The 26,022-nt window shown below is 38.5% G+C and carries 22 protein-coding genes and 1 other RNA gene; 11 read left to right on the forward strand and 12 right to left on the reverse strand.

Annotation, left to right across the window (positions count from 1 at the left end; translation table 11 throughout):
* Positions 1-36 precede the first annotated feature (36 nt).
* The 3 genes from cmoA (at position 37) to C5N92_RS02060 (ending at position 2,841) form a co-directional block, all read left to right on the forward strand.
* The gene (gene cmoA / locus C5N92_RS02050) at positions 37-762 is read left to right on the forward strand and encodes a carboxy-S-adenosyl-L-methionine synthase CmoA (RefSeq protein ID WP_111749224.1); all 726 of its coding nucleotides are present in this window, start codon (positions 37-39) and stop codon (positions 760-762) included.
* Between the two features lie 116 nt (positions 763-878).
* Entirely contained in the window at positions 879-1,103 is a 225-nt protein-coding gene (locus tag C5N92_RS02055; protein ID WP_111749225.1) for a YejL family protein, read from the forward strand.
* 1 nt (position 1,104) lies between these two features.
* Entirely contained in the window at positions 1,105-2,841 is a 1,737-nt protein-coding gene (locus C5N92_RS02060; RefSeq protein ID WP_111749226.1) for a DUF3413 domain-containing protein, read from the forward strand.
* A 41-nt stretch (positions 2,842-2,882) separates the two neighbouring features.
* On the opposite strand, the gene lysS is transcribed toward C5N92_RS02060, so the two are convergent.
* From lysS to seqA, 5 genes are all read right to left on the reverse strand, one after another.
* Complete coding sequence (gene lysS, locus C5N92_RS02065) at positions 2,883-4,385, reverse strand: lysine--tRNA ligase (RefSeq protein WP_111749227.1); 1,503 nt, start codon at positions 4,383-4,385, stop codon at positions 2,883-2,885.
* Between the two features lie 267 nt (positions 4,386-4,652).
* Positions 4,653-5,735 carry a chorismate synthase gene (gene aroC / locus C5N92_RS02070; RefSeq protein WP_111749228.1) on the reverse strand — a complete coding sequence of 361 codons (1,083 nt, stop codon included), beginning with the start codon at positions 5,733-5,735 and terminating at the stop codon, positions 4,653-4,655.
* A 12-nt stretch (positions 5,736-5,747) separates the two neighbouring features.
* On the reverse strand, positions 5,748-9,044 hold the full coding sequence (gene mscK / locus C5N92_RS02075) for a mechanosensitive channel MscK (protein ID WP_111749229.1): 3,297 nt from the start codon (positions 9,042-9,044) through the stop codon (positions 5,748-5,750).
* Entirely contained in the window at positions 9,037-10,461 is a 1,425-nt protein-coding gene (gene menE / locus C5N92_RS02080) for an o-succinylbenzoate--CoA ligase (protein ID WP_111749230.1), read from the reverse strand. The genes mscK and menE overlap by 8 nt, the downstream gene beginning before the upstream one ends.
* A 12-nt stretch (positions 10,462-10,473) precedes the next feature.
* Positions 10,474-11,034, reverse strand: a complete 561-nt coding sequence (gene seqA / locus C5N92_RS02085) for a replication initiation negative regulator SeqA (RefSeq protein WP_111749231.1) — start codon at positions 11,032-11,034, stop codon at positions 10,474-10,476.
* A 107-nt stretch (positions 11,035-11,141) separates the two neighbouring features.
* On the opposite strand from seqA, the gene C5N92_RS02090 reads away from it, so the two are divergent.
* A complete protein-coding gene (locus tag C5N92_RS02090; protein ID WP_111749232.1) occupies positions 11,142-11,927 on the forward strand; it encodes an alpha/beta fold hydrolase in 786 nt (261 codons plus the stop codon).
* Positions 11,928-11,985: 58 nt separating this feature from the next.
* Here the strand turns inward: C5N92_RS02090 and C5N92_RS02095 are convergent, their stop codons facing one another.
* Positions 11,986-12,402, reverse strand: a complete 417-nt coding sequence (locus C5N92_RS02095) for a ClpXP protease specificity-enhancing factor (protein ID WP_111749233.1) — start codon at positions 12,400-12,402, stop codon at positions 11,986-11,988.
* Positions 12,402-13,043 (reverse strand): glutathione S-transferase N-terminal domain-containing protein, encoded by a 642-nt coding sequence (locus C5N92_RS02100; RefSeq protein ID WP_111749234.1) that lies wholly within the window; start codon positions 13,041-13,043, stop codon positions 12,402-12,404. Before C5N92_RS02100 ends, C5N92_RS02095 begins: the two co-directional genes overlap by 1 nt.
* A gap of 218 nt (positions 13,044-13,261) precedes the next feature.
* On the opposite strand from C5N92_RS02100, the gene C5N92_RS02105 reads away from it, so the two are divergent.
* Complete coding sequence (locus tag C5N92_RS02105) at positions 13,262-13,591, forward strand: DUF496 family protein (RefSeq protein ID WP_111749235.1); 330 nt, start codon at positions 13,262-13,264, stop codon at positions 13,589-13,591.
* Between the two features lie 54 nt (positions 13,592-13,645).
* Here C5N92_RS02105 and hisC read toward each other — a convergent pair whose 3' ends face one another.
* From hisC to pepP, 3 genes are all read right to left on the reverse strand, one after another.
* Complete coding sequence (hisC, locus tag C5N92_RS02110) at positions 13,646-14,740, reverse strand: histidinol-phosphate transaminase (protein WP_111749236.1); 1,095 nt, start codon at positions 14,738-14,740, stop codon at positions 13,646-13,648.
* A gap of 13 nt (positions 14,741-14,753) precedes the next feature.
* Positions 14,754-15,836 carry a 3-phosphoserine/phosphohydroxythreonine transaminase gene (serC, locus tag C5N92_RS02115; protein WP_111749237.1) on the reverse strand — a complete coding sequence of 361 codons (1,083 nt, stop codon included), beginning with the start codon at positions 15,834-15,836 and terminating at the stop codon, positions 14,754-14,756.
* Between the two features lie 66 nt (positions 15,837-15,902).
* Positions 15,903-17,222 carry a Xaa-Pro aminopeptidase gene (gene pepP, locus C5N92_RS02120; protein ID WP_111749238.1) on the reverse strand — a complete coding sequence of 440 codons (1,320 nt, stop codon included), beginning with the start codon at positions 17,220-17,222 and terminating at the stop codon, positions 15,903-15,905.
* 134 nt (positions 17,223-17,356) lie between these two features.
* Between pepP and mazG the strand changes: the two genes are divergently transcribed.
* From mazG to C5N92_RS02145, 5 genes are all read left to right on the forward strand, one after another.
* Positions 17,357-18,133, forward strand: coding sequence for a nucleoside triphosphate pyrophosphohydrolase (gene mazG, locus C5N92_RS02125; RefSeq protein ID WP_111749239.1), 777 nt, complete (start codon positions 17,357-17,359; stop codon positions 18,131-18,133).
* Positions 18,134-18,231: 98 nt separating this feature from the next.
* On the forward strand, positions 18,232-18,957 hold the full coding sequence (locus tag C5N92_RS02130) for a response regulator (protein WP_111749240.1): 726 nt from the start codon (positions 18,232-18,234) through the stop codon (positions 18,955-18,957).
* Positions 18,958-19,026: 69 nt separating this feature from the next.
* Entirely contained in the window at positions 19,027-20,403 is a 1,377-nt protein-coding gene (gene cpxA / locus C5N92_RS02135) for an envelope stress sensor histidine kinase CpxA (RefSeq protein ID WP_111749241.1), read from the forward strand.
* Positions 20,404-20,518: 115 nt separating this feature from the next.
* Positions 20,519-22,438, forward strand: coding sequence for a MacB family efflux pump subunit (locus C5N92_RS02140; RefSeq protein WP_111749242.1), 1,920 nt, complete (start codon positions 20,519-20,521; stop codon positions 22,436-22,438).
* Between the two features lie 7 nt (positions 22,439-22,445).
* Positions 22,446-23,219, forward strand: coding sequence for a Nif3-like dinuclear metal center hexameric protein (locus C5N92_RS02145; RefSeq protein WP_281267736.1), 774 nt, complete (start codon positions 22,446-22,448; stop codon positions 23,217-23,219).
* 71 nt (positions 23,220-23,290) lie between these two features.
* On the opposite strand, the gene cmoB is transcribed toward C5N92_RS02145, so the two are convergent.
* Together cmoB and C5N92_RS02155 are read right to left on the reverse strand one after the other, a co-directional pair.
* Positions 23,291-24,253, reverse strand: a complete 963-nt coding sequence (gene cmoB, locus C5N92_RS02150) for a tRNA 5-methoxyuridine(34)/uridine 5-oxyacetic acid(34) synthase CmoB (protein ID WP_111749244.1) — start codon at positions 24,251-24,253, stop codon at positions 23,291-23,293.
* A 372-nt stretch (positions 24,254-24,625) separates the two neighbouring features.
* Complete coding sequence (locus tag C5N92_RS02155) at positions 24,626-25,510, reverse strand: acyl-CoA thioesterase (RefSeq protein WP_111749245.1); 885 nt, start codon at positions 25,508-25,510, stop codon at positions 24,626-24,628.
* Between the two features lie 198 nt (positions 25,511-25,708).
* On the opposite strand from C5N92_RS02155, the gene ffs reads away from it, so the two are divergent.
* Positions 25,709-25,806: signal recognition particle sRNA small type (gene ffs, locus C5N92_RS02160), an RNA gene on the forward strand.
* Positions 25,807-26,022 lie beyond the last annotated feature (216 nt).

Below are 26,022 nucleotides of genomic sequence, written 5' to 3' on the forward strand. Positions count from 1 at the left end.
ACAATATCCCCTTCTTAAATTTATGCTAAATAAAGTATGTCTAAAGATACGCTATTTTCCGCACCTATTGAAAAATTAGGTGATTTTACATTCGATGAGTCTGTGGCTGAAGTCTTTCCCGATATGATTCAACGTTCAGTCCCTGGCTATTCTAACATCATTACCGCTATTGGTATGTTGGCGGCTCGTTTTGTGACGCACCATTCAAATGTCTATGATTTAGGCTGCTCTCGTGGGGCGGGGATCTTGTCGATCCGACGTAATGTCGATAAATCTGGCGTGCATATTATTGGGGTCGATAATTCAGAGCCGATGGTAGAACGTTGTCGTCGCCATTTGGAAGCCTATCATTCTGAAATCCCTGTTGAGATTTTATGTGATGATATTCGCCAAGTGGAAATCCAGAATGCATCGATGGTCGTGCTGAATTTCACTTTACAATTTTTGCCACGAGAAGACCGCTTGGCATTATTGAGTAAGATTTATCAAGGGTTAAATCCTAATGGCGTGTTGGTCTTATCTGAAAAGTTTACCTTTGAAGATAACACCATGAATGGACTGTTGATTGATTTACATCATACTTTTAAACGTGCAAATGGTTACAGTGAGTTGGAAGTAAGCCAAAAACGTACAGCCCTTGAAAATGTGATGTTGACTGACAGTATCGACACACATAAAACACGTTTAAAACAGGCGGGCTTTAAGCAAGTGGAACTGTGGTTCCAATGCTTTAATTTTGGCTCAATGGTCGCAATTAAGTAATACAAGCGGGCAGATTTTAAAGAAATTTTGCAAAATTTTCGCTAAATCTGACCGCTTGTTGCTAGCTTTTATGCTAGTATTCTCCCAATTTTATTTTTCAAAACATCATTATCAAAATGGCAACAAAATCAAAATATCAAGATAAACAACTCGATGCATTATTAAACGATTTAATTATTACCTTAGAAAAACATAAAGCACCTGTTGATCTCTCTTTAATGGCGCTTGGAAACATCGTGACAAATATTTTAGTTACCAATGTTCAAACGCCACAACAACGTGAAGCCTTAGCCGATGCTTTTAGTTCAGCATTAAAAAATTCACTTAAATCAGCAAAATAATATGTTGAATCAACTTCGCCACTTATTACCTGAAAATTCTCGCCAATATCGAGAAGAGACTTCTCAACGCATCAGTTGGGGGCATTGGTTTGCGTTATTTAATATCGTAGTGGCGTTGCTGATCTCTTCTCGTTATGCCTTTAATGCAGACTGGCCAAATACCCTGTTTGGAAAACTCTATTTCTTTATCAGCTTATTTGGTCATTTTAGCTTTGTGGTCTTTGCCCTTTACTTACTGCTACTCTTCCCACTCAGTTTTATCATTAAAAACAATCGGGCCTTTCGTAGTATTTCGGTTATATTTGCAACCGTTGGTATGACGGTTTTGCTCTTAGATACCGAAGTCTTTAAGCGTTTTTATCTCCATTTATCACCATTAGTTTGGGATCTTTTAGTCAACCCAAATGGTGAAGGGGAATTAACACGTCAGTGGCAACTTCTTTTTGTGCCTATGCCATTGATTTTACTGGTAGAAATGCTCTATTCCCGTTGGTGTTGGAACAAATTGCGCAGCTTTAACCGTCAAAAATGGGGCAAATATGTTGCGATGATTTTCTTAAGCTGTTTTATGGCAACCCATTTGCTTTATGCGTGGGCAGATATGTCGCTCTACCGTCCAATTACGGCACAAAAAGCAAATTATCCGTTAGCTTATCCGATGACTGCACGTAGTTTTCTTGAAAAACACGGCTTAATCGATCGCTCTGCCTTAGAACAACAAATTGAAGAAACAGGGCGTTTAGATACCTTTTATCTCAATTATCCAAAGAAATCATTGCAATTTACCGAACCACAACATAAAGCTAACCTGTTATTTATCAATCTGTCTGGTTTGAAAAACGATGCCATTACTGCAGAAAATATGCCGTCGCTTTATCAAGTCAGCCAATCTTCTCGTCGCTTTATGCAACATTACAGTAGTGGCGATAACATTAGTAGCAGTATTGTAGGCTTGTTTTATGGTTTAAGTGGACGTTATTTAGATGCAATTTTAAATGAGAAAGAGCCATCTTTATTCATTTCTCGTTTACAGCAATTGGAATACCAATTCGGGCTATTTTCACATAATGGCTTTGCAGAACCGATTTATCAAAGAGCCTTATTTGCTCAATTCAAATTACCTAAAGCCAAAGGGAGTTTAGATGCGATTGAGCAGTGGAAAACATGGATAAATAAACGCAATGAAAAACCTTTTTTCAGCTATTTAGATCTCAATTTACCGGCGGGCATTGATTATGCTCAACAAACAAAAGTGCTTGATTGGCAATTTAACGATATTTGGCAAACTCTTGAACAACAGGGCTTAACCAAAAGTACGCTGATTATTATCACTGCTGATATTGCTGAACAAGCGGTCAGTTCAGGCGATGTTTTTGCAAAAAATCGCATTCAAGTGCCAATGTTAATGTACTGGCAAGGAGATAAGAGTCGTTATCTACCATTATCAAGCCATTTAGACATTGTGCCAACGCTACTTAGTCAATTTTTAGGGGTAACATCACCGATTCAAGATTATGCACAAGGGATTGATTTAACAAAAGAAAATGACCGTAAATGGCTTCTTGCATCTAACTATAAATGGAATGTGGCGATTATGCCTGATGGCGAACAATATCAAGTCGATCGCAAAGGGGATTTTGAGCATTTCAATGCACAGGGTGAAAAACAGACTAGCCGCCCGCCACTTGCGCTCTTCTTGCAATTAATTCAGCAAAGTAATCAGTTTGTAGAGAAGTAAAAAAGGACGCTTAAGCGTCCTTTTGGATTAGATAGATTAACTTATTTCTGACGCATCGCAGGGAATAAGATCACATCACGAATTGACGGTGCGTTAGCGAAAATCATCGCTAAACGATCAATGCCTAAGCCTTCGCCTGCCGTTGGCGGTAAGCCGTGTTCAAGAGCCACCACGAAATCATCATCGTAGAACATCGCTTCATCATCGCCCGCTTCTTTCGCTTGCACTTGAGCTTGGAAACGTTCTGCTTGGTCTTCGGCATCATTTAATTCTGAGAAGCCGTTACCGATTTCACGTCCGCCGATAAATAACTCAAAGCGGTCTGTTACTTCTGGATTTTCATCGTTACGGCGAGCAAGCGGTGAAATTTCCGCTGGGTGAGCCATTAAGAATGTTGGCTGAATTAATTGATGTTCTGCCACTTCTTCAAAGATCGCATTTACCACAAAACCCAATCCCCACGATTTTTGAATTTCAATGTTTAAGCCTTTAGCAATCGCAACGGCTTTGTCGAAATCGTGTAAATCATCCATTGAGATACCGTTGCCGTATTTCACAATTGCTTCGTGCATGGTGATACGCTCAAACGGTTTGCCGAAATCGAACACATATTCGCCGTAAGGTACAGTGGTTGTTCCCAAAATATCTAAGGCTAGTTTGCGTAATAATTCCTCTGTGTTATCCATTAAATCGTGGTAATCCGCATAGGCTTGATAATACTCGATCATCGTAAACTCAGGGTTGTGACGCACCGAAACGCCTTCGTTACGGAAGTTACGATTTAACTCAAATACACGCTCAAAACCGCCAACTACAAGGCGTTTTAAGTAAAGCTCAGGGGCGATACGCAAATACATATCCACGTCTAAGGCGTTGTGGTGCGTAATAAATGGTTTTGCCGCTGCACCGCCTGGGATCACTTGTAACATCGGAGTTTCAACTTCAATAAAATCTTTCTCTAAGAAGAATTGACGGATACCTGACACTACTTTTGAGCGGATCACAAAAGCACGGCGAGACTCTTCGTTCGCAATTAAGTCCAAATAACGCTGACGGTAACGAGTTTCTTGGTCGGTTAAGCCTTTGTGTTTGTTTGGCAATGGGCGAAGTGCCTTGGTTAAAAGCTGTAATTCGGCTGCACGCACGGTCAATTCGCCCGTTTTGGTTTTGAACAATGTTCCTTTCACACCAACAATATCGCCTAAATCTAACAGACCAACGGTATTTTCATATTCATTTTCAGGCAAGTTATCACGCGCTACATAAAGCTGAATTTGACCGCTGACATCTTGAATGGTAATAAATGTCGCCTTACCCATCACACGACGCAACATAATACGCCCTGCCACCACTGCAGGAATTTCTTTGGCTTTAAGTTCTTCGCCATCAACTTCATCATATTGCTTATGTAGATCTTCCGCTTTATCTTCACGGCGGAATGTATTCGGGAATGGATTACCACGCTCACGTAATTGAGCTAATTTTTCACGGCGAGCAATCATTTCGCCATTGAGATCTAATTCTTGGTTTTCGACTTCAGACATTGTATTACCTTCAAAATTTTAAAAAGAATTCGGTTTAGTTAATTTGAGTTAGAAAGGGTGAGATTATAAGCGATTTTACGCTAATTTGGTAGGAAACAAGCGGTGAGATTTGTGAAGTTTTTTTCACGCTGTTGTAGAAAAATAATCCAAGCGGTAACATTATCTCTAAATTTTGTGAATTTATTGTTAAATCTAACCGCTTGTACTATTTATGATGAAAAGAATAAATCGTTATGTTTCAAAAAATCTGCTGTGTAGATAAAGCATTTATCTACACTGGGCTTTAAAACGTAATAGATGATCAAGCAACACAATCGCCATCATCGCTTCTGCAATAGGTACAGCACGAATACCAACGCAAGGGTCGTGGCGACCTTTAGTAACCACTTCAACAGGTTCATTATTGATATTCACGCTTTTACCTGGGACAGTAATACTGGAAGTAGGTTTTAGCGCAATATGGGCAATAATTGGCTGACCCGAGCTAATTCCCCCTAAAATACCACCAGCGTGATTTGAACAGAAACCATCTGGGGTCATTTCATCACGATGCTCACTACCCTTTTGTTCCACAACATCAAAACCATCACCAATCTCAACGCCTTTTACTGCATTAATCGACATTAAGGCATGAGCAAGATCAGCATCAAGACGATCAAAAACAGGTTCACCTAAACCAACGGGAACGTGTTCTGCAATAACAGTCAATTTTGCGCCTATCGAATTACCTTCTTTTTTTAATTCACGAATTAACTCATCAAATTTTTCGATGGCAATCGGATCAGGACAGAAAAAAGGATTGCTGTTGACTTGTTGCCAATCAATTTTTTCAATATTTTCTACCGTTTTAGGATCAATTTTTACAGCACCAATTTGTGACAAATAACCACGGACTTCAATACCAAATTGTTCTCTGAGATATTTTTTAGCAATTGCGCCCGCTGCTACACGCATTGCCGTTTCACGTGCTGATGATCGTCCACCGCCACGATAATCACGGATACCATATTTTTGTTGATAGGTATAATCTGCATGCCCTGGGCGATATTTATGCATAATGTCACCATAATCTTGTGAACGTTGGTCACCATTTTTGATGATTAAACCTATGCTCGTACCTGTTGTTTTACCTTCAAAAACGCCCGAGAGAATTTGAACTTCATCATCTTCACGACGTGGTGTGGTATAACGAGATGTTCCTGGTTTGCGACGATCTAAATCAGGTTGTAAATCTGCTTCACTCAGTTGCATATTAGGGGGAACACCGTCGACGATACAGCCTAATGCAATACCGTGTGACTCGCCAAAAGTAGTGACTTTAAAAAGTTGTCCAATGCTGTTGCCTGCCATGAATTCGTTTCCTTATTTAAAAGATTTAATCAGCCTTCTTTTCTCTTGGGGTTGATGCAAATGCACATCCATTTGATTGAAGGCAATTTTAATATGATGTTGGTTAAATAATTCAGTAATCCTTTTATAAAGGAAATTACGTGTTGCACTGCGGTCGTCTAATTCAGGAACATAAACCGTAAATTCATGTTCAATCCATCCATCACCAAATCCGACTAAATTTACATTTGGTGATGGTTCTTCCATCACTTTAGGGGCTTCGCTTGCTACTTGGAATAATAAGTTCCGTACAAGCTCTAAATTCGCCTCTGTGCTGATCTTAATGATAATTTGCAATCTGGTAATCGTATTATTGTATGTCCAGTTAATAAAACGGTCCGTGACAAATGCTTGGTTTGGTAATACAACTTCTTTATGTTCATCGTCCACTAAGGTTGTCGATCTCAAGCGGATACGGGTAATGACCCCTGTAAAGTTGCCAACCGTCACTTTATCGCCAACACGAATCGGGCGTTCAAATAATAAAATTGTCCCAGAGACAAAACTACCAAAAATTTCTCGCACCCCGAAACCTAGACCGACAGAAAGTGCCGTAAATACCCACTGAATTTTACTCCATGAGATTCCTAGCGCAGAAAACGCCGAAATACTTCCAAAACAAACAATAAAATAGGTTAATACTGCGGTAATGGTATGTGGCGTTCCTTTCGATAATTTTAATCGAGAGAAGAAAGTGACTTCGAGTATCCCTTTAATGTTCTTCACAAGGACATAAGTGATAGTCACATAAAGGATAGAACGCAAAATATTCAGTAACGTAACCGATTCTACGACGGTACCTTTTGAGGTGGTTTCAACCTGCTCCCATAAAATCACATTATTGAGATAATAAGCAATACTGATCAAATCAGACCAAATTGCATATAAAGAGACAAATAATACAACCCAACCAATCAAATCTGCCATACGGAAAATTTGTTCATTGACCGTTGAAATTTTTATCACTTCTTCAGGTTTATCTTTTGGCTCTTCTTTATTTTGTTCTAAGTTTTGTTCTCTTAATTTTTCCCGTTTTTTCTGTAAACGGCGGTATGCCATACGGCGAGATGAGATCGTTAACGAACGATAAGCAAAATAACGCCCAAATACCCAAACCAATGCGACTAAATAGGTTTTGATAATATGTTCAATGAGATAAACCGCCGTATAGTAATAACCTAGAATGATTAATACGATTAACGTAAGCGGTACGATAAAGAGAACAAAACGTAAAAGTTTAAATAGGCTAACACTGCGTTTTTTGCCATCTTCTGTTTTCGCATTTTCATATTCTTGAATACCACGATCGAGTAACGGACGTACCACAAAGGTACATAATGCTAGGGCAACAATAGTCACAACCTGACCAATCACATCGTTGGTAAATCCAATCACTTCAACTTGAGAGAATATGGATGACACCAACAGTAAAACCACAATCCATACAGACTGCTTTATAATACGTTGGAAAATCTCATTACTTGTTTGTGGCATGCCAAAATGGCGATAGGCTAATCCATTTGGACGTAACAAGGATAAAATCGTTGCAAAAAACAGCCAATAACCAACCGCTTTTATTACCCAACCCCATGCAGCAAGAGGGTCTGGGAAAAAGAGATACAATACAACAGTCGCGATGACAAGAAACATCAAGCCACTTGGTAAGGCTAAAATAATGGTCCATAACATTGCCTCTGGTGAGTGCCAGTGACTATCGTTTTTAAGCGTATTAATCTGACTATTCAATACCGCTAATCTGGCTTTAATGGCTGGTTTCTTCCATAAAATCGCCCCATAAATTAGCAATAACATACCAATAAATGCCAAGGTAGAAGGTAAATTTTCTCCTAAATTCTCAAACCCTAAATAACGGGTTAACATCGCCAATTCTGCAATCGCTTGTTTAGGGAAGGTTTCTAACCATGAAAGATCGATAGGATTATTACTTTTAACCCAAAAGCTCTGTTGCTGTAGCTGGTTTTGCAGATTATCACTGATCGTAATGATTTGGCGTTGCGTAGCTTCAATTTCATTAGATAGATTGAGCTGTAGATTTAATGTTTTAATTAAATCAATAATAATTTTTTCACGCTCTGTAAGAATACTGGTCAGTGTTTTCTTTTCATTATCATCAAAGAGAACTTTATTCGTCGTTTCAATCTTTGAAATTACATTATTAATGTTATAAAGCTCATCACGACTTTGTGATAAGTTAAATATCTCAACACGAAGATTCGCAATGTCATTTGCTAACCCTTTAATCAAACTCTCTGTTGGTAACGCTTGTTTTTGCTGATTAATAATGCGTGAAAGCACCAACGTCCCTTGAAGGGCACTAATTTGCTCTTCAATATTACGTTGTGTCTGGGTTAGACTATCTAAAACATTTTTTGCTCGTAAATTATCACGCGATAAAGTATTCGCTTTTTGAGTTTGCTCGACTAAAAATTGACTAAGATCCGTATTGATCGACAATTCATCATGAATCAATGGATTTTCAACTTTATTATTCGCTTTTAACTCTTCGGCTTGTTTTGCTTGTGCCTCATAAGCTTTTAGGCGGTTAGCGTTCAGCACTTCTTGCAGATCGGTAAGCTGTTTTTGCAAAATCTGTTGTTTTAGGGTAAGTTCTGAACGTTTTGCTTCATCAACCGAGAGCAGTAAATCGACATTTTGTCCAAGATAAAGATTATATTTGTTATTAGCATCAATAAATTTTAGTTCCGCATTATATTTATCAATGAGCGATTTACTGGCTTTGCTGTTATATTTCCAACGGGTTAATTTCTCTGCTTGCTGATTATTTTCTGCTGTCTGTTTTCGTGTTTGTTCTGTTGCTGAACGATAAGTGGTCAAGCTTGCATTCACTTCATTTAATGCTGCTTGTAATGTGTTCAATTCTTGGTGAATACTGTCTTGTTTTTTCTCTAATTCTGACGTTTCTAATTGTGTAAAACGATTCGTTTCATCTTTGAGATCTTCTGTTAGTTTAGCAATGCTCTGCTGATAAGAATTCAGCGTTTTAGGTGCGTCTGCAACTTTAGTTTGTAACGCAACAAGATCTTGTTCTTGCTTCTTTGCTTTTTCAAGAAAGCCAATCGCACCTTCTAGGTTCTTCGCTAATTGTGTCGATTCACCCGATGTATCTGCTTTTACAGAATCTAACTGTAATTTTAGATCATCTGCTGAAATAACATCTTCAGGTGCTGCTTGCACGGCAACTGAAAAGAAGGATAAACATATTGCTAACCAAAATGACTTTTTAAACATGGTTCTCTCTTATACGTTGTGCTACATACTCTTTGATTTGCTTACGGGAAATTTTAATCCCACTTCCTTGCTCAATACCTTTATCTAAGGGGAAATATTGAATAGGTTGTTTAAATTTTTCTAAGCGCTGTTTTGCAAAATCTTGCAATGAACTGACCGCTTGTTGATGAAATGGTTCGCTTAATGCAACAACAGCCACAGGACGTTCGCCAAATTCCACATCAGACACTGGCACGACAAACGCCTGCGTTACCCAAGGGTGCAATAATAAAATCTGCTCTATTTCTTCTGGCTGAATATTCTCGCCGCCTGAAATAAACATATTATCCAATCTGCCTAATACCGTTAATTTTCCTTGAGAGTTCCAAGCACCACGATCTTTCGTGGCAAACCAGCCATCTTGATTCGTTAATGGTATTATTTCGCCTTTATTCCAATAACCTAACGCTAAACTTTGACCTCTCACCCAAATTTCATTTTCAACAATAGTTACTTCTCGATTGGCTAAAGGGAAACCAACATTATCTCTCTCATTTTTCACAGCGCAAATGGTCGATGCCATTTCGGTCATACCATAACCTACGTAAGTGGTGATCCCTTGTTTTTGGGCTTGAACAATCAAATCTTCAGGAATTGCGGTACCGCCTAACAAAATATGTTGTGAAATATGTTTATTACCAAGCCAGTCTAAATAACGCTGTAATTGGGTTGGCACTAAAGAAGCGTGGCTTACTTTAGATAATGAGTGCCAAAAGCTGTTTTTTGTCTCGCTAATATAAAGCGTCGCACCTTGCATTAGCCAACGCCATACAATGCCCTGCCCTGATACGTGAAACAACGGCAAACTCAGTAGCCAAGAGTTTGTTTCACTAAAGTGCATAAAATCGCAAACCCCTTGGGCATTGGCTAGATGTTGCGCCATGGTATGAACAACAGCTTTTGGTTTACCTGACGACCCTGATGTTAAGGTCAACGTTGCAGGCTGATGTAAATCTAAAGGGGTGATTACTTGATTTAAATCGCTTTTACAAGCGGTCGGATTCTCAAAAAATTTTACAAAAAGCTGATCGGTTATCAAAATCTTAATTTGATTATTCTGCAAGATTTGCTCTCTCTGTTGCTCAGTTATTGCCGGGTTTAACATTAAAATCTGTCTGCCACTTGTTAAAGCACCACAATAACAAAGTAACCCAATGAATCGATCTGAACCTAAATAGGCGATAACGCGATGCTCTTTTGCAAAAAAATCCATCAAACTCACCGCTTGCACAAGGAATTGGGATAATGACTGCCAAGAAATAGATGAAGGAAGAGAAGAGAAGACAGAATTTCCTTTTTCCCACACAACCGCACACGATTGAGCCTTTTTCTCAGCCCAATGTACAATGGGAAAAACAGGAAATTCTACTAAAGGCATAGATATCTTTGACTAATTAAATAGGGATTTAATACGAGCAACTAATTCTTCAGGTAACTCTAACGCATTCATTAATGCACAAAGAATAATACCCTTGCGTTCCGTATTGTTGTTGGTAATTACCCAAAATGGCGAATCTGGAATTTGCTTCGCTTTTACACTTGAGCCCGTGGCTAAAATAGTTTGTTCATCTCGAGCGAAATAAATACGTTCACTGCCTTGAACATTTTCTGTCGCATGAGAAAATCCTTCTGGATCTGCGCGATAAATAGCAGAAAGTAGCTGTAAAAAACGATTTACACCTTTAGTTTCATTAATAAATGCACTTGATGCAAGTACAAACTCAATCTGTTTTACAATTTTTTCTTGCTGATTAAGTGATTGTTTTTTCTTCGGCAATTTAGCGAGATCTTTTAACTCATTCAGCATATTTTCTTGTACAAGTACAAACGGCTGTGGTGAAGCTGGTAAACGTAGTAAACGACGCAAAATATCTGACGCACTTTCACCAATAGACTGAGTTCTGCTTGCAATATAATGGTATAATTCATCATCAACTTCGATTGTTTTCATCTTGTCCCCTAAATAACTTGATTCCAGAAAAATTCTAGGCATTATACGCATTTCCGATCTTTTTGACAGGATCTAAATACGATATTTGGATAAATTTTAGATAAAAAATGGCAGAAAAAATGTATCTTCATCATCAATTTCAAAAAGCGTCTCTTCCTGAAACAAATTCAGCACAAACCATGGTATTTATCCACGGTTTGTTCGGCGATCTCAATAACTTAGGTGTTATCGCCAGAGCTTTTTCTGAACAATTTAATATTTTAAGAGTTGACCTACGCAATCATGGACAGTCTTTTCACAGCGATACCATGAATTATGCAGTGATGGCTGAAGATCTACGCGATCTTTTAGTTCATCTCAAACTGGATAATGTGATTCTTATTGGGCATTCTATGGGCGGAAAAACAGCAATGACACTTGCACATATTGCCCCAGAACTTGTCGATAAATTAGTCGTTATTGATATTGCACCTGTTGCTTACCATCTTCATCGTCATGATGATATTTTTGCAGGGTTATTTGCGGTAAAAGCAGAAAAGCCAGCAAATCGCCAAGAAGCAAAGCTGGCAATTGCTAAAGGGATTGATGATGAAGGGATTCAACAATTTATGTTGAAATCCTTTGATCCACAAAGCCCTGAGTCATTTAAATTTAATCTATCAGGCTTAAGACAGAATTATGCAAATTTAATGGGGTGGAACCCTGTTTTTGTGGATAAACCCACACTTTTTATTAAAGGTGCGCTATCGGATTATTTACAAGATAAAGATACAAAACAGATTCTGACACAATTTCCACAAGCAAGATCCTTTGTCGTCAGTAATGCGGACCATTGGGTTCATGCTGAAAAACCCGATGCAGTTATTCGTGCGGTTCAAAAATTTATCGCTTAACAGAAATAAAATGCCCTTAAACCATCAGGAATAAGGGCAATGCTAAACTTTGATAATGTTATTTAACAAGTTTTAGATGTGAGCTTTTTTTCTTAATTGGCGCTTTCTTTTCAAGTTCAGGTTGTTTAGATGCCATGCGTTTTAGATAGCTTTCTTCTGAATAAAATGGCTCTTCTTGAAACATCACACCATCTCCATTTTCTTGTGCATAAATCGCTTCTGCAGCACCAAATGGAATATAGATATCACGTAGCATACCCTGGAATCTAGCACTAAAGCTAATGAATTCATCGTTTACAACATATTGACCAATAGAACGTGGTGAAATATTTAAGATAATTTTACCATCACGAACAAATTCCATGGGTACATCTACATCTGGATATTGTGCATTGACTAATAAATAAGGGGTATTGTCATTATCAATGATCCAGTTGTAATAAGCATGGTAAAGATAAGGGCGTAAGGCTTTCATTAATCTTTGTCGTCCATTAGATTTTTAGGTACGCTACCGCCGATAGATTGCACAAAACTATCTCGCTTAAAGACACGGCTCATATAAGCCTTGACCGCTTTAGCGCCTGCACCTGTAAATTCAACACCTAAGCTACTCATTTTCCAAAGTAATGGAGCCACATAGCAATCCACTAAACTAAAATCTTCACTTAAAAAATAGGTAGAGTCTGCAAATACAGGACCTAGTGCTAATACTTCTTCACGTAACTGATTTAGTGCTTTTTGAGCATCAGGTGTCGTTGGATCACGATCAATAAAGTCCATTAATGAGTACCAATCATTCTGAATACGATGCATATTCAAACGGCACTGTGCACGTAATACAGGATAAACAGGCATTAATGGAGGATGAGGGAAACGCTCATCCAAATATTCCATAATAATTCGTGCATTAGATAAGACTAAATCACGATCAACAAGCGTTGGAACTGTTCCTCGTGGATTAACTTCTACTAAATCCTCAGAAATTGAACCAGGTGCAATATTTTCAATTTCATATGCCACCCCTTTTTCTGCCAAAACAATACGAACTTGATGGCTATAGATATCTGTTTTTGATGAAAAAAGTGTAGGAACGGAACGTTTATTCGCGCTTGTCATTGATTTCTCCTAATAAAAATTCTTTTCAAATTTGATCTCGTTATTCTAGCACATTGCACAGTGCTGGGCATAGCGCTATTTTTTATATCTGACTAATGTTATTTATTCCCTTAAACTTTATCAAGTTATCTTCACAATTTTTCACAAACCTTTTGACACTAAAGAATAACCAGTCTACGATTTATATGAACTACTTTACCTACTATGAGGAAATTTCAATGGATAGTAATAAAAAACAACCTTTCCAAGATATGTTAGATTATGTACATCTTTATCGTTTAAAAAATAAACTGCTACGTGAAACAGCAGATAACGATAGAAAGATCCGTGATAATCAAAAACGTGCATTGCTTTTAGAGAATTTAAATCAATATATTACTGATAATATGTCTATTGATGAAATTCGAGCCATTATCCATAACATGAAAGATGACTATGAAAATCGTGTAGATGATTACATGATCCGTAATGCTGAATTATCAAAAGAGCGCCGCGAAATCCGTAGAAGAATGGCAGAACACGCATCTAAAAAAACTGAGAAAGCGTAACTATCATATAAACAATAAAACCACCGCTAATGGTGGTTTTATTATTTTATTCATCTACCCTAAGACTTTCGTTAATGCTACAAAGAAACGATCATTTTCTTCCGGCAATCCAATACTGATTCTCAAATGATTCGGCATACCATAACCTGCAATTGGACGAACGATCACGCCCTCATGTAGCAAGGCTTGATAAATGGGTTGGGCAGGCTGTTTTAGATCCACCGTAATAAAATTACCTTTGGAACGAATATAATCTAATTGATTTGCGTTGAAGAAAGCTTCATAACGTTGCATTTCATTGCGGTTATTTTCAGCCACTTTCTCAATAAACGCATCATCTTGCATTACAGCAATGGCGGCAGCTAACGCAAGACTATTGCAGTTAAACGGCTGACGTACACGGTTGAGCAAGTCGGCAATTTCAGGGTGAGAAACCGCATAACCAATTCGCAACCCTGCCAAACCGTAAGCTTTAGAAAGCGAGCGAGAGACGATCAAATTCGGGTATTTTTGCACTAAAGCAAAGGAATCTAACCGCTCTTTCGGGTCGGTAAATTCCGTGTAAGCCTCGTCCAGCACCACAATCACTTTACTTGGTACTTTAGCAAGAAAAGCATCAATTTCGCTCTCAGATAAAAAATTACCTGTCGGGTTATTTGGGTTGGCGATATAAATCAGCTTAGTTTTGTCGTTGATCGCTTGCTCAAACGCCGCCAAATCGTGTCCCCAATTTTTCGCAGGGATTTCACGTGCCACTGCATTGATCGCTTTAGTCACAAGCGGATAGACAATAAAGGCATATTGCGAATAGATAATTTCATCTTTTTCGCTCGCAAAGGTATGAGCGAACAGCTCAAGCAGATCGTTTGAGCCATTACCTAAAGTGATTTGTTCAGGCTTCACCCCAAACTTTTTGGCAATAGTTGCTTTGAGTTCAAAACCATTCGCATCAGGATAGCGAGTTAAATCATTAAGTTGCTTTAAAATCGCTTGCTTCGCACTTTCAGGAAAGCCAAACGGGTTTTCATTTGACGCAAGTTTGACAATATTTGAAATCCCCAATTCACGCTCAAGCTCTTCAATCGGCTTACCTGCTTGATAGGGAGCTAACGTTTTAACTCCTTCGTTGGCGATGTTGATAAATTGCATATCGATTCCTTTATTATTGGTTTTCTTGTTCAAACTTCTGCATAAATGCAATCAATGCTTGCACGCCTTCGATTGGCATGGCGTTATAGATTGAGGCACGCATTCCGCCTAACACCTTGTGTCCTTTTAGGGCTTGTAAACCGCAAGCGGTCGCTTCTGCGACAAATTTTGCATTTAACTCATCATTGCCTGTAGTGAAAGTAACGTTCATTAAAGAGCGGTTGTTTTTTGCTACGGTATTGCGATAGAACGAGCTTTGGTCAAGGTAGTTGTAAAGCAATTCCGCTTTGGCGTGATTACGTTTTTCCATTTCAGCTAATCCACCCAATTCAAGCAGATGTTTAAAGACCAACGAGCAGAGATACCACGCAAACGTCGGCGGCGTGTTGATCATTGAATCGTTGTTGGCTTGGGTTTCGTAGTTCCAAATGGACGGCGTGGCTTTGCGAGCTTTGCCGATCAAATCTTCACGCACAATCACAATGGTAATCCCTGCCGGCCCTAAGTTCTTTTGTGCCCCAGCGTAGATAATGCCAAATTTGCTGATGTCGATTGCACGAGACAGAATGTTAGACGACATATCCGCCACCAGCACCGCATTGCCCACCTTTGGCAACTCGAAAATTTCCACACCACTAATGGTTTCATTCGGGCAGTAGTGAACATAATCGTATTGTTCGGCAATATCGCTAAAATCAAGGTTGCCGACTTTCAGTTCATCGCCTTGTGCTAAGATGTTAATTTCATCAATTTCACAGAAATTACGGGCTTCTTTTGCCGCCGTTGCCGACCAATGTCCGCTAGTAAGATAGAGCGCTTTGCCCTTTTCGCCGATCAAATTCATCGGGATCGCCGCAAACTGCCCTCTCGCCCCGCCTTGCAAAAAGAGAATTTTGTAGTTATTTGGAATGTGATACAACTCACGGAAATCTTTTTCGCACTCGGTGATCATCTCCATAAACAGCTTACCACGGTGGCTTACTTCCATTACTGATGTGTGCTGATTTTGCCAGTTAAGCAATTCCGCCTGTGCTTTTTCTAAAACAGCCGTTGGCATCATTGCTGGCCCTGCACTGAAATTATAAACTTGTGTCATTGTGTTTGCCTCTTATAAAAAATCATATTTTGCATTCTAACGAAAATGGTTACTCTGTCAAAATTTTCACACAGCCGCCATTATCAATTCAATCTCATCAATCTCTTTCGGTACACCTGATGTTAAATTTTTATTGCCATATTCGGTAATCAATAAGTTATCTTCAATGCGAATGCCGATCCCTTTGTACTGCTCTGGCACATCGGCATCTTTCGGGATATATAAACCCGGTTCGACGGTCAGTACCATACCAATTTCCAACGGGCGATCTCGCTCATTACCGTAGTCGCCCACGTCGTGAACATCTAAACCAAGCCAGTGCCCTAAGCCGTGCATATAGAATGGTTTGTAGGCTTTGTTTTCAATCAGTTCATCAACATTGCCGTTAAGAATGCCTAAGCGCACCAAGCCTTCTGTCATAATGCGGACAGCTTTATCATTCGCTAATTTGATTGAGCTTTTTGGCACAAGCAGCTTGGTCGCTTCTTTGAGCGCTTCTAGCACAATTTCATACACTTCACGTTGGGCTGGCGAAAATTTGCCATTAATCGGAATAGTTCGGGTAATGTCGCCAGCGTACATTGCAAACTCCGCCCCTGCATCAATCAATAACAAATCGCCGTCTTTCAATACTTGGTCGTTTTCGTTGTAGTGCAAAATACAGGCGTTATCGCCACTGGCAACAATTTGATTGTAAGAGACAAAACGTGAGCCAAAGCGAGAAAATTCGTGCTGAATTTCCCCCTCAATTTCCATTTCATAACGGTTCGGGCGAGTTTGTTTCATCGCTCGAATATGCCCAAAAGCAGAAATTTGGCACGCTTGTTGCAACAAGGCGATTTCTGCTTCAGACTTAAACAAGCGCATTTCTGACAACATCGGTTGCCAATCAATAAGTGTTGTTGGTGGTTGCTGACGGTTTGCTTTAACGGCATCAAATGCACTAAATACAATGTCATCGCCCCATGTCTGTACGCCACGAGCGTAGTAACAAGCGGTTAAATTTTCTATTTTTTTTGCAAAAACGGAGCGAATATCTTCAATATCATAAGCTTCATTGACCTCTAACGTTTTAGGTGCAAGCTCAATCCCTAAACGGCGACCGTTCCATGTTTCCATGAGCGGATCTTTTTTCCGTAAGAAAATCAAGCTCTCACACTGCCCCGCTCTTTTGATTAACACCAACGCCGATTTCGGCTCCGCAAAGCCCGTGAGATACCAAAAGTAGCTGTCAGGACGAAACAGGTAATCGCAGTCGTTATTACGGCGCTTTTCCGTTTCGGTAAACACAATCAGCGTTGAATTATCTTGCATTTGCTCAAACACACGCTGACGACGAGTGGTAAATTCCGCTTGGGGTAGTTTTTGAAGATAGGCTAAATCCATAGTGATTCCTTATAAATTCAGGTGAATTTAGATAAATGAATAACGTTAAGCATACCGCTCTTGAACAAAATTGACAAATGTTATAGACATTTATCTCACATAGGCAGACAATAGATTTATTTAGGGAGCAATATATGGTTAGTATTGAACAATTTTTACAAGTCGTCGCACATCTGCGAGATCCGAAAACTGGCTGTCCTTGGGATATTAAGCAGACCTTTGATTCGATGATTCCTAATTTATTAGAAGAAAGCTACGAAGTAGCAGAAGCAATTCATACTCAAGATCGTACCGCTTTACGTGAAGAATTGGGTGATTTATTACTTCAGGTAGTATTTCTTAGTCAATTAGCTAAAGAAGAAGGAACATTTAGCTTTCAAGATGTACTAAACGACATTCACGATAAGCTGATTTATCGCCATCCTCATGTTTTTGGAGATACTACAGCGAATAACAGCGAAGAAGCGTTGCAAAATTGGGAAGCACAAAAAGCCAAAGAGAAAGCAGCGAAACAGCAACAGTCGATTTTAGATGATTTGCCTTTTGCTCTGCCTGCCCTGACCCGTGCGGATAAATTACAAAAACGTTGTGCAAAAGTCGGTTTTGATTGGGATAATCCGCAAGGTGTTTTTGAAAAAGTAGAAGAAGAACTGGATGAAGTGCGTGAAGAAATCATCCTGCAACAACCTGAAAAATTAGCGGAAGAATTAGGCGATCTGCTCTTTGCTACCGTAAATTTATGTAGACATCATAAAGTTGACGCAGAGACAGCACTTCGCAATGCAAATGTAAAATTTGAAAACCGCTTTAAGAAAGTAGAGAAAGTCCTTAAACAGCAAGGGAAAAAGCCACAAGACTGCACTTTATCTGAACTAGATTTTATTTGGAATGAAATAAAAAAAGTGGAATAAATTGACAAAATTCGGTAAAGTGTGAGATAGAATTAGTTTATGTAAAGAAATAAAGATAAACTAACAGAATAATGTTAGATGGAATAGGAAATCGTGCTATGCCAAAAATTTTACTTGTTGATGATGATATCGATTTAACCGAGCTTCTTGCAGAATTACTTTCACTAGAAGGTTTTGATATTCATACCGTACACAATGGTCAAGAAGCATTGAATGAATTGGAGTTTCACAATTATGATCTCATATTACTTGATGTAATGATGCCAGTCTTAAATGGAATTGAAACGTTAAAGCAAGTTCGACAGCGCTATTCAACACCAGTACTGATGTTAAGTGCAAGAGATGATGAAATTGATCGCGTCTTAGGCTTAGAATTAGGTGCTGATGATTACTTACCTAAACCATTCAATGATCGTGAATTAGTTGCTCGAATTAAAGCAATTTTACGCCGTTCAGCCAATACTAAAACAGTTCATATTGCAGATAACTTTATCGAACCAAACCATGAAGATGATCGTAAGCATCTTCAATTTGGGGGTGTAGAATTACATCCTGGTCGTCAGCAAGTTATTTACGAAGGTAAAGATCTTGATTTAACTGGTACTGAATTTGCTTTATTACAAATTCTTATGCGGAATCCAGGTCAAATTTTATCACGTGAATTACTTAGCTTAGAGATCTTAGGAAAACGCCTAACGCCTTATGATCGAGCAATTGATATGCATATATCCAATTTACGTAAAAAACTTCCTGAACGGAATGATGATTTGCCTTGGTTTAAAACCTTGCGTGGACGTGGATATTTGCTTGTTACTGAAAAATAAATAATATCAAAAGAAAATCCCTCACATTGCTTGCACTGTTGAGGGATTTGTCATTTAGTGTGGTATATTATGTTAAAGCTCACCAATTTTAGAACTTATCTTGCCTATCAGATTTTTGCTTCGTTTATGGTAATTATTGCTATCGTTCTTACATTAGCACTATTACTTCCTAATCTAGATGCTCGTATTTTTAAAAGAATAGAAGACCTTCAACTTCGTCTTATGCAACAAGAAACTAGCTATGTTGTACAAGAATATAATCTTGATGAAATCTCTCGCCGAAATTTATCACTAAAGTCCGTTAACGGTTTTGACATTATTCTTGTAGATCCTATCGATTCTCATATTGCTGGGGTAAAAGACGACACATCTGACGAGTTTCATGTGTTTATGTATAAAGCAAAAAATTATTATAATCCCTTACAACGTCGTTTTGACAATATTGAGTTTTATGGGCCCTTTTTAGCAAAATCAGATAGCAAACCATACAATCTCTATTTTATGAAAAAAGTAGATGCGCAGAGAGAATATATTAATGATATGTTTGATTCTCCGTGGCTAATGCTTCTCCTACTTTTACTTGTCAGTACGCCAGTCATGTTATGGCTATCTTATCGCATTGCTAAACCTGTGAAAGAACTACGTCTTGCTGCAGATGCCGTTGCACGAGGAAACTTAGCCGTAAATCCAAAACTTGAAACAGAAGGGATTATGGAGCTTCGCCAAGTTGGTACTAGTTTTAATCAAATGATTATTGCATTAGAGCGCTTAAGTAGCTATCAGCAACGCCTAATTTCTAATATTTCACATGAACTAAAAACCCCGCTAACACGTATGCAGTTAGCACTATCGTTATTACGCCGCCGTACTGGAGAATCCAGTGAAATTTCTCGAATTGAAGGTGAAATTCTCAAATTAGATAATATGATTCATGATTTATTAGCACTTTCAAGAAAAGAAAGCAATCATCATTTAAAACGTGAAGTTTTCCCCGTTCATAAAATTTGGGATGATGTTTTTAAAGATGCGAAATTTGAATTAGAACAGAGCGGTTTTACTCTCGTTATCAGTCAACGTATTTTACATCCTGATCGTTATTTTATTAATGGTAGTGTCACATTACTCTCAAGTGCAGTAGAAAATGTTATTCGAAATGCTAAAAAGTATGCTCATTCTACTGTTAAAATTATGTGTTATATTGATTCAACTAGCTTATATATTTTGGTTGATGACGATGGTGAAGGTGTACCAGAAGATCAGTATGAAGCAATTTTCCGTCCATTCTATCGGGTACAAGAAGATCGCGCTCGTCAAACTGGCGGCACTGGATTAGGATTAGCAATTGTCGACAACGCCATGCAACAACATCACGGTTCAGTTAAAGCTGAAAAAAGTTCTCTTGGCGGGCTTAGAGTCAAAATGCAATTACCACTTTGGTTTGAATAATAAATCTCTATGACAAGCGGTGATTTTTGTAAAAAACCTTGCAAAAACTACCGCTTGTTGAACCAATGTCTCACTCATCTTGTCAATGATAAAAATATATCATTACTCGGAATCTATGAAACTCATTGAAATTACAAATCTCAATAAATATGTGGGAAACCCCGAATCTCCCGCACATATTCTTAAAAATGTCAATTTAACGATCGAACAAGGTGATTTTGTTGCCATTATTGGTGCATCAGGCTCAGGAAAATCTACCTTAATGAACATCTTAGGCTGTTTAGATACAGCAAGTTCAGGCTCCTATAAAATTGAAGGGAAAGAAACCCAAAGTCTCAGTTCAGATCAACTTTCAAACCTACGCCAACGGAAATTTGGCTTTATTTTTCAGCGCTATAATTTATTATCCGCACTCAGTGCTGAAGAAAATGTAGCTTTACCTGCGATTTATGCAGGGATAAATTCATCAGCACGTTCAGCGAGAGCTAAAGAATTACTTAAAAAATTAGGGCTCTCGGACAAAACACAAAATAAACCCAATCAGCTTTCTGGCGGTCAGCAACAACGTGTGAGTATTGCACGGGCGTTAATGAATGGCGGAGAAATTATTTTGGCCGATGAACCGACGGGTGCGTTAGATTCTCATAGCGGTGAAACGGTGATGGAAATCTTACAAGAGTTACACAAAGAAGGTCACACACTGATTCTTGTCACACACGACCCAAAGATCGCCTCCCATGCTCAACGTATTATTGAGATTAAAGATGGCGAGATTATTCGTGATGAACGCCAACACCCTGCACATGCTCCAACGGATTCATACAAACGTGAAAGTGGACATCCTCGCTTTCTTGATCAACTTTATGAGTCTTTCAAAATGGCAACAAGTGCCATTATGGCGCATAAATTAAGAGCATTGCTGACCATGCTAGGCATTATTATTGGTATTGCTTCTGTTATCTCCGTTGTAGCATTGGGAAAAGGCTCTCAAGAACAAATTCTTTCTAATATCAATAACTTAGGTACAAATACCATGAGTATTTACAACGGGACAGGATTTGGTGATCGTCGAGCTAACCTAACTAAAAATCTAACGATTGCAGATGTTAGTACATTGGGAAACCAAAGTTATGTGGAAAGTGCAACACCCAATAGTTCTCATAGTGGGACATTAATTTTTCGCAATACTGCAGTAACAGGGCAAATCAATGGTGTTGGTGAACAATATTTTGATGTAAGAGGTATATCTCTCATTTCAGGGAGATTATTTAATGAACAGGAAGTGAAAGAAGCAGCACAAGTTGTCGTGATTGATCCGAATACCCAAAAAGGATTAGGCTTGGAAAATCCGCTAGGACAAATTATCTTGATAGATAAAAAACCATTAGAAATCATCGGTGTTGCCAGCCAAAATAATATGCAGCAATTCACAAACTTAAATCTATGGACACCCTATACTACCTTGATGCAACGTATTTCGGGAGAGAAAAAAATTGATTCTATTACCGTAAAAATCAAATCAGACATTGAAAGCCAAACAGCTGAAAAAAGTTTAACGGAGCTTCTCACTACTCGTCATGGAAAAAAAGATTTTTTCGTGATGAATACAGATACGATTAAACAAACCATTGAAAGTACAACAAATACCATGACATTACTCATTTCATCAATTGCATTAATTTCCTTAGTCGTTGGAGGAATTGGGGTAATGAATATTATGTTAGTTTCTGTCACAGAGCGCACAAAAGAAATTGGCGTAAGAATGGCGATTGGTGCAAAACAAGGTAATATATTACAACAGTTTTTAATTGAAGCTATCCTAATCTGTTTATTAGGTGGCGTCATTGGCATTCTGTTAGCAACAACCATTATTTTAAGTTTTAACTCTTGGGAAACCGATTTTAAAATGGTCTTATCTACATCATCTGTCGTTGTTGCAGTACTCTGCTCAACACTGATTGGCGTTATTTTTGGTTATATTCCTGCAAGAAATGCCTCGCGCTTAAATCCAATTACTGCATTAGCACAAGAATAAGGAAAATATTATGTTAACAAATCTAGCACTTGAACAAATTCTAGATGAAAAGCTTAATAACAAAGCGATTTCAGACTATGCCCCAAATGGTTTACAAGTAGAAGGTCGCCGTGAAATTCGCAAAATTATCACTGGCGTTACCGCAAGTTTGCCTTTAATTGAACAAGCCATCGCCAAAAATGCTGATGCAATTTTAGTGCATCACGGTTATTTTTGGAAAAGTGAAAACCCTTGCATTCGTGGTATGAAAGGTAAACGTATTAAACAATTACTGACTCATGATATTAATTTGTTTGGCTATCACCTTCCCCTTGATGTGCACGCTGAATTAGGCAATAACGCACAATTAGCGGAAAAAGTCGGCGTAAAAAATCTACAAGGCTTAGAAGATAAACCGCTCTCTATCCCTGTTTATGGTGAGCTTGATGAAGCAATTTCCGCTCAAGAACTCGCCGGCCGTTTAGAAAAAGCTCTCAATCGTAAACCGATTTTATGCGATGAATTTATCACCGATTTTCCACAAAAACAGATAAAAACTGTCGGTATTTGTACTGGTGGCGGTCAAGGTTATATTGATTTAGCTGCAAACAAAGGCATTGATGCATTTATTAGCGGTGAAATTTCTGAGCAAACTACACATTCCGCACGAGAACAAGGGATCTACTATTTTGCTTGTGGACATCATGCAACAGAGAGAGATGGCGTAAAAGCACTAGGCGAGTGGTTAAGTAAAGAATATGGCTTAGACGTAGAATTTATTGATATAGATAATCCCGCTTAACTTAATCTATACACAAATATAGTGTCGGGACACCACCTTGGTGTCCCTTTATTTTAATAGGAAACTGCTTTTTAACTATTGGCTATAATAACCGCTCGTTTTGGTGCTGGATAGCCTTCAATCGTTTTTGAATGATCTGCTGGATCAAGAAAATCAATCAACGACTCATTTTCAAGCCATTCGGTTTTACGTTGTTCTTCTACTGTCGTAACCTCTTCATCTACACAACGTACATTTTTAAATCCAACTTTTTCTAGCCAATTAATCAAAGCAGGTACAGAAGGAATAAAGTAGACATTTTTCATTTTTGCATAGCGATCGGCTGGCACAAGCACATCATTTACATCACCATCAATCACTAAGGTTTCTAATACTAATTCACCGCCTTTGACTAACTGATTTTTTAATTGAGAAAGATGATCTAATGGCGATTTACGATGATACAGAACCCCCATGGAAAAAACCGTATCAAACACTTGTAAAGGTTGCATCTGCTCAATCCCAAGGGGAATTAAATTCGCACGACGGTCATTATTCAACAACTTACGTACCGCTTCAAATTGACATAAAAACAGCTCTGTCGGGTCGATCCCCACCACCATTTTTGCCCCTTCACCAACCATACGCCACATGTGGTACCCACTACCACAACCGACATCTAAAATTATTCTATCTTTTAAAGGAGAAAGATGGGGTAAAACTCTATCCCACTTAAAATCTGAACGCCATTCACAATCAACATGAATACCATGTAAATGATAAGGACCTTTACGCCATGGCATAAGTTGTTTTAAGTGGTAAACCAAACGTTGCGTTTCTCCAGTGCTTAAAGGCTCTGTAGCAATCGCTTCTACTTTATCGACTAAATTAAGCGTTGCCTCAAGGTTCGGCAAATGTTCGATGATCTTTGCCCATTTTGCATAGTCACCGTGGGTTTGCTTTTCCCATTGTTTAAGTTGTAAAGGTAAGGTTTCTAACCAGTCTGAAAGACGAGTAGTTGCAATTTGTTGATAAAAAGGACGGAAATCAATCATGATATTAGTACTAAGTAAGAAAGGATAAATTTTAGGGTAAAAAAAGCCTAAGAAAACAACTTAGGCAAAGGGTTTCTCTATGAATAAAATATTATTGTTATAATAAATGTTTGCCTTTTCTTCCAAAAAAACAAACTTAATGATTGTAAAAAAAAAAAAAAAAAAAAGCAAGCAAAAAATTACAATTTAATATAGCATTTGCATAAATCCCCACCCAAATTCACATCCATATACGGGTAGAGAAATATCCGGTTTTATGTAGCAGTTACACAAATACAGCGTAGGAGCAGGGGGTATCTCCGCCTATTAAATATTGGGTGTTTCGGGGAGATAAACCCGTCTTTACAAGCTTTTCTGAGTTTTGTATAACGACTACATAGTATCGCTTTTTACAACGTCTACAAGCTCTCGAATTAGCCCTTCCTGTTGATAACTCGCAATAAGATTACCGTTTTGGTCAAAAACTTGCCCACGAGCAAGCCCCCTTGAGCCTGAAGCATTTGGGGTATCAAGCTGAAATCGTGTCCAGTGATTTAAATTAAACGTTCGATGAAACCAAATGCTATGGTCTAACGTTGCGACTTTTAATCCCTGTTGCAAAAATCCCCGTTCATGTGGGTGTAACATGGTTAATATGCAATGGAAGTCCGTAAAGTAAGCGAGTAAACATTGTTGTAAACGAAGAGATGTTGGCGCAATGCCATTGGTTTTTGCTAGCACAAGCTGTTCTGGTGGCAATTTTTTGCCCTGAAATGGATGATTCACATATTTTAGGCGAACATCAAACGCTCTCTCTTTCTGAAATTTTTCTTTTAATGGAGAAGGCAACATCAATGCAAGGGACTGGATTAACTCATTTTCAGAAAATAGGCTATCAGGTTCTAAGTTATTCTCTACTTGAATTTGATGTTCAAAACCCTGTTCAACAACTTGGAAAGAAGCCATCACACGACAAATCACTTCATTATGTTGTTTCGCATTAATAGACACTACAGTAAAACTTTTCCCTTCCCTAAGGATTTCCGTTTCATAAATAATCGGATAAGCCACATCTCCCGCCCGTAGAAAATAGCAATGGCATGAATGTAAATGGCGAGATTCATCTACCACATTCATACTTGCTGATAACGCCTGCGCAACGACTTGCCCCCCAAACACTTGTGGTAAACCATCATCTTCACATTCACCACGAAATAGGTTGTCATCTAAACGTTCTAAAGTAAGTAATTCGATTAAGCGACTTAATGCTTGAGACATATTTTTTCCTTTCCTAAGCAATTTTAGTCAGTGTAAAAGAAAGAAACAGGAAAAGATAGACACAAGCGGTCGGATGAGTCTGGCTTTTTGCAAATTTTTACAGCAATCGCACCGCTTGTTTGTTTTTTTGCTTGTATTAGAGCGGGAGTCCATCTATAATTTGAAGCCTTACACAACTCGTGTAATCCAATGAGAGCGCTTCTGGTTTCTCGCAATGGAGTTCAGTTTACTTGGTCAGGTTCGGAAGAAAGCAGCCAGAATTGAAATTTCCGTGTGCCGAGAGTTTGCTGGAAGCGCTCTCGCCTTTTTATCGGCATATAGGACAAAATAGTTGGTAATTATTATTTCCCGTAATCATTACCAACTCCTTTTATTTAAAAAATCCTGTATAAACAATATCTTATGTTTTCTCGTTAAACCACTATGTGGGCGTAATTTGTCTTTAAGTTCTTTAAATAGCCCTTCTATTCGATTTGTTGTCTTTTCTATATTTAACTCGGGATGCTTCTCGT

Source organism: Glaesserella australis (genome assembly GCF_003260095.1).
Taxonomy (GTDB): domain Bacteria; phylum Pseudomonadota; class Gammaproteobacteria; order Enterobacterales; family Pasteurellaceae; genus Glaesserella; species Glaesserella australis.